At 62.4% G+C, this 5,449-nt stretch carries 7 protein-coding genes and 1 pseudogene; 3 read left to right on the forward strand and 5 right to left on the reverse strand.

Features of this window, described 5'->3' with window-relative positions:
- The 4 genes from AC1DWF_RS29880 to AC1DWF_RS29895 form a co-directional block, all read right to left on the reverse strand.
- The coding region (locus AC1DWF_RS29880; protein WP_476842414.1) for an AsmA family protein at positions 1–369 on the reverse strand (369 nt) is incomplete at its 3' end.
- A gap of 299 nt (positions 370–668) precedes the next feature.
- Positions 669–1,193, reverse strand: coding sequence for a hypothetical protein (locus AC1DWF_RS29885; RefSeq protein ID WP_476784305.1), 525 nt, complete (start codon positions 1,191–1,193; stop codon positions 669–671).
- 76 nt (positions 1,194–1,269) lie between these two features.
- Positions 1,270–1,725, reverse strand: coding sequence for a GNAT family N-acetyltransferase (locus AC1DWF_RS29890; protein WP_476784306.1), 456 nt, complete (start codon positions 1,723–1,725; stop codon positions 1,270–1,272).
- A 173-nt stretch (positions 1,726–1,898) separates the two neighbouring features.
- A complete protein-coding gene (locus AC1DWF_RS29895) occupies positions 1,899–3,314 on the reverse strand; it encodes an FAD-binding oxidoreductase (protein WP_476784310.1) in 1,416 nt (471 codons plus the stop codon).
- Positions 3,315–3,426: 112 nt separating this feature from the next.
- Here AC1DWF_RS29895 and AC1DWF_RS29900 point away from each other — a divergent pair, with 112 nt between their 5' ends.
- Both AC1DWF_RS29900 and AC1DWF_RS29905 read left to right on the forward strand, forming a co-directional pair.
- Positions 3,427–3,906, forward strand: coding sequence for a thioesterase family protein (locus tag AC1DWF_RS29900; RefSeq protein ID WP_476788565.1), 480 nt, complete (start codon positions 3,427–3,429; stop codon positions 3,904–3,906).
- Positions 3,907–4,054: 148 nt separating this feature from the next.
- Positions 4,055–4,252 carry a hypothetical protein gene (locus AC1DWF_RS29905; protein ID WP_476784308.1) on the forward strand — a complete coding sequence of 66 codons (198 nt, stop codon included), beginning with the start codon at positions 4,055–4,057 and terminating at the stop codon, positions 4,250–4,252.
- 36 nt (positions 4,253–4,288) lie between these two features.
- On the opposite strand, the gene AC1DWF_RS29910 is transcribed toward AC1DWF_RS29905, so the two are convergent.
- Positions 4,289–5,167, reverse strand: a complete 879-nt coding sequence (locus AC1DWF_RS29910) for a dienelactone hydrolase family protein (protein WP_476784309.1) — start codon at positions 5,165–5,167, stop codon at positions 4,289–4,291.
- Between the two features lie 131 nt (positions 5,168–5,298).
- Here AC1DWF_RS29910 and AC1DWF_RS29915 point away from each other — a divergent pair.
- A pseudogene (locus tag AC1DWF_RS29915) lies at positions 5,299–5,449 on the forward strand (IS481 family transposase); the annotation flags it as partial.

The raw sequence follows: 5,449 nt of genomic DNA on the forward strand, positions 1-5,449 counted from the left end.
GTCGACCACACCGTCGGCAGCCACGTCGATCACCGCCTTGGGCCGCACCAGCCGCATATCGTAGATCAGGAATTCGCCATGCAGCAAGGGTGCAAGCTCGGCATCCATCGAGAATGTCTCGACGGTCATCGCGTTGTCGCCGCTGGCTCCGCCACCCATAGTGACATCAGAGAAGGTGACCGAAGGAAACGGCAGGATTCGCGCCGTCACATCACCCTGCACCGTCACCTTGCGCCCGAGGATCGCACTCGCCTCGCGCTCGAAATCGGCCTTGTAGCCCGACCAGTCGATAAAATACGGCCCCACCAGCGCCGCACACAGCGCCAGCACGAACAGTCCACCGAATATCACAAACAGGCGAGCGAGCATTGCCTCGGGGCAAATCTTTCATTGCGTCCCAGGCGTCTAACCGCAGGAGCGTGGTCATTTGGTGGCATGTTGGGCTGTGCACTGCTGCACGTCAACGCCGTGCAACAGCCTGTCCCGCGAAAAGCGATCCCGTTAAACGCATCAGCCCGTCTATCGGGACCAAGGGGGATGCCCAGTTTCAGGTCAGGCCGAGCCGAAAATGACGGATTCCGAGAACCGGAACGGAACCTACATTCATGCACGTGAGTACCGGAAGCGCAGGTATCAGCCATTTGCAGGCCGGCCTCACCTGAAACTCTCTACTTAGCGTCGCGCTTGGCTTGTGAAACGGCAGCCGCCTTGCGCAGACGTCCGCGCTCCATCGGCCGCACCAGGCTCTTGGCCTTGGCGTTTTCCACCGCCCGCATGCCCAGATGCGCCTGCCGCGTATTGAAATCGGCGCCGCGTGCGGGCTTCTTCTGCTTGGTCAGCGCCAGTGCATGGCGTGCGTTCTCGACGAGATCGATCCGGGCTGCGAGTTGCCGCCGGCGTTCAAGCTCGCCGTTCAGCCGCCGCATGCTCATCGCCAGAACCTCCAGCTTGGCCTTGCTGCCGGCATCCATTTTCGATGGCTGCGCGCCCTTGGGGGCGGCTTTGCCCCGCATTTCGCGCCGCCTGCGGTGGGCTTCCGTCTGCGCCTTGTCGCGCCTTTCACGCACCGTCTTGACCAACTGGTGGAGCTCGGCGTCGGAGAGATCCTGCACTTCCGGATGATGCGACTTCTGCACCAGCTCGCGTTCGTCATCGCTCAACGCCCGAGCCTCATGTTTACGCGACATTGCCATATCTAGCCCTCGCTTCGCCAATCCGGCCGCCCCATCAACTGGGGCGACCGAACTGTCCGACCAAAGTGCCGCTGGGTCAAGCCGGACGGCGCATCCGGATCACTTCGTGCGGGAGACCCTCGTCGTCGTGCGAACGCCGCAATGTCTCGACGAAGCCGATGCGCTGGTAGAAGGCTGTGGCGGCTTCGTTCGCGGCATAGACCTCGACGTCGAGCGAGCCCTTGAGCGCTGCCGCATGCAGTACCAGGGCCTTGCCGAGGCCATGGCCGTGAGCTGCCGGGTCGACGAACAGCCCGCCGATGAAGCTGTCAATCAGGCCGATGAAGCCAGCTGGCTCGCCGTCCATTTCGACCACCCAGTTTTCGGCTTGGGGCAGATAGATCTCCCTTACCTTGGCCTGCTGGTCGAGCAGCTCCGCCTCGGTGAGGAACGGATGGCCAACGCGCGAGGCCTCGAGCCAGATGTCGGCCAGGCGGTTGCGGTCGGTCGTGTCGGAATAGGCGCGAATCTTCGCGCCGTGAGCGTGTTTCATGGAAGTATCCTAGGAATGTGCGTATCAGAGAAAGGCGCGCAAGCGCCCGCGTTGGCCTTTCGGCCCATCAGCACTTGGCTGACGCTTCAGCGATTGAAGTCTCTGMGCATAAAATCCCTTGTTGGACGGCGCCGAACTACCAGCACCGCACCCGTCCGTCAACGTCGCAAGATCTATTCCGCCAGCGGCAGGATCTTGCCCGGGTTGAGAATGTTGTGCGGATCGAGTGCTGCCTTGATCGCCCGCATCACGGCTACCCCATGACCGTGCTCGCGCTCCATCAGCCCCATCTTGCCCTGGCCGATGCCGTGCTCGCCAGTCGATGTGCCGTCCATGGCAATCGCCCGTTCGGCCAGCCTCTTGACGAACTCCTCGGCGCGGCCGATGTCGGCGGGATCGTTGGGATCCATCAGCACCAGCGTATGGAAATTGCCGTCGCCGACATGGCCGACGATGGGCGCTACCAGCCCCAGCCGCTCGATGTCGGCCTCTGTCTCGGCAATGCATTCCGCAAGCCGCGAGATCGGTACGCAGGCATCGGTCGACAATGCCCGCGCACCGGGCCGCAGCGTCTGCGACGCCCAATAGGCGTCGTGCCGCGCCTTCCACAATTTTGCCCGCTCTTCGGCAACCGTGGTCCACAGGAACGGCCCGCCGCCATACTCAGTGGCGATCTCGCCAAAACTCTCCGCCTGCTCGGCAACGCCGGCATCGGAACCATGGAATTCGAGAAACAGGCACGGGCTTTCGGGATAATCGAGCTTGGAGTAATTCTTCATCGCCCGCATCTGCAACGCGTTGACCAGTTCGATCCGGGCCACCGGAATGCCCATCTGGATGGTCGTGATCACCGCCTGGCATGCCGCTTCGACGCTCGGGAACGGACAGACGCCGCCCGAAATCGCCTGCGGAATGCCCTGCAGCTTGAGCGTGATCTCGGTGATGATGCCGAGCGTTCCCTCCGACCCTACCAGCAGCCGAGTCAGGTCGTAGCCCGCCGAGCTTTTCCGCGCCCGGTGCGACGTCACCACCTCGCTGCCGTCGGCCATGACGGCCCTGAGTGACAAAACGTTCTCGCGCATCGTGCCGTAGCGCACCGCATTGGTGCCCGAAGCGCGCGTCGCCGCCATGCCGCCAAGGCTGGCATTGGCGCCCGGATCGATCGGGAAAAACAGCCCTGTGTCGCGCAGATAGGTGTTCAGCGCCTCACGCGTCACGCCCGCTTGCACCGTGCAGTCGAGATCGTCGGCATTGACCGAAATCACCTTGTCCATGCGCGAGGTGTCGACCGATATGCCGCCTGCCGGCGCGTTGACGTGGCCTTCGAGCGACGTGCCGGTGCCGAAGGCGATGACCGGCACGCGATGTTGCGCGCACACGCGAACGACATCCTGCACATCCGCGGTGCTTTCAACGAACACGACCGCATCGGGCGCCTGGTTGGGCAGATAGGTGGTGGTGTGGCCGTGCTGCTCACGGATTGCCTGGCCAGTCTGGAAGCGCTCGCCGAATGCCTGCTTGAGAATGCCGAGCGCGGCCACGATCCCCGCCTCGTTGCGCGCCATCGTCTTCAGGTCGCTCAGAGCCATCATTTCCTCCGCGAATAGAACAGCTTGGCGCCTTGTCGGCACCTTATGCTGCGGTAATCTGCCAGCCCAGCCGGTTTGTCCAGCGCTACAATCGACCAACAAGGATCACGCCATGTCAGTGCCATTCGTTTCCAGCGTCATGGAGATAGAAAAAGGCTGGATCGACTATAACGGCCACCTCAACATGGCCTATTACAACGTGCTGTTCGACCGCTGCAGCGACGAAGCGCTAGATCTGCTCGGCATGGGCGCGGCTTACGTCCGCGACAGGCAACTCACCATCTACACCGCCGAGGTGCACGTTTGCTATGTGCAGGAACTCCATCTCGACCATCGCGTCACATCAAGCTTCCAGTTGCTCGACCATGACGACAAGCGCCTGCGGGTTTACCAGGAATTGCGTCATGTCGACGGCTGGCTGGCCGCGACCTCCGAGTATCTGGCGTTGCATGTCGACATGAACGGCCCCAAGGTTGCCCCCTTCCCCGGGGATATCCTGGCCAATATCGAGGCGATGCGCGCGGCCCACGCTTCATTGCCCATGCCCGAGCGGGCTGGCCGCGGCATCGGCATCAGGCGCAAGCCGGCATAGTGGCGGACCTGCCACAGGCGATTAACCTTACCTGTTTATAACCGGCGCCACAGCCTGAGGTTCGTTGATCGCCCCTCGCTGCCCTCCGACAATCCCCCGCAGCGAAGTTGAGTCGCGGCGGCGGGCACCGGACGGCTTGAGGCAAGGCATGCAAACTGACATCGAAACGACGGCCAACAAGCTCGCCTGCGATCCGCGCATCAGCGACTATGATTTCTGGCGTTCGCTCCGCAACATCAACAACGAGCTGTTTGAGATCGCCAACAACAACGGCCCGATCCCGATCGAGATGCTGCGCTGGCGCGTCATCTTGCGCGAGGCCCGCTCCAAGCGCGGCGTTGCCTGAGCACATCAAAAGAGGGCCCAGGCGGCGTTTGCTTGGTCAGGCCAGCTTTTCCCTAAGGAACGCGATGGTCCGGCTCCAGGCCAGATCAGCCGCTTTCTTGTCGTAGCGAGCTTCCGAAGTATCGTTGTTGAAGGCGTGCTGCGCCCCTTCGTAAATGTAGATCTGGAAGTCCTTGCCGGTCTTTTGCAGCGCCGCCTTGTAGGCGTCGATCCCGGCGTTCACGCGGTCGTCCTTACCGGCATAGTGCAGCAGCAGCGCAGACTTGATCCGTGCGATCGCAGCTTCGTCCTTGGGTTGACCGCCATAATAGGCGACACCGGCCGCCAGATCAGGCGCATTGATTGCAAGCGTGTTGACGGTGCCGCCGCCCCAGCAAAAGCCCACTGCCCCAACCTTGCCGGTGGACAATTCGTGCCCTTTCAGAAATGCAACGGTCGCCACTCCATTCGCTGCCGTTTGGGCGGCATTCATCTCGGCGAACATCTCGCGCGCCTTGTCCTCATCAGCAGGCGTTCCGCCAAGCGGCGACAGATAGTCAGGTGCCAGCGCGACAAATCCTTCCAGCGCGATCCGCCGCGCGACGTCACGTATATGCGCGTTGAGCCCCCGGTTTTCGTGGATGACAATCACGGCCGGCAGCTTGCCCAACTGACCGGCAGGATGAACCAGATAGCCCTTCATCTCGCCGGATGCGCCAAGATAGGTGATATCTTCGCCCTGGAGTCGTTTGTCGTCGTCGGCGACGATTGCCGCCCTGGCCGGACTTGCCGAGAGCAGCGGCGCAATTGCTGCTGCGGCTACAGCCGAGCCGGCGAGCCTGGTCAGCTTCTCCATGAAGCCGCGCCGGTCGAGCGTCAGCTGGGTGTATTCGTCATAGGCGTCGATCATCGCCTGGGTGATGGCAGGTCCGGTCATGTCGTGCTCCCCTTTGTTGCTGTAGCCTGACGAACGGCCCACCTTGCCGCCTGCCAGGCAGTTTGTCCGCCTAGGTGTTTGATCCCAGGCTTTGATGGGGCATCCTTGTTGGCCGAAACAGGGGATGCACTATGGGCCAGGTTCTTCATGGGAGCGCCACGACGACAGAGGCGGTCCGTCGAGCGATACAGCATAGTCAAGAGAGCCTGAGGGCGCTGGCGAAACGCTACGGAATCAACCAGAAGACCGTCGCCAAATGGCGGGAGCGGACTTCGGTGGCCG

Source organism: Aminobacter sp. P4_D5 (assembly GCF_056401815.1).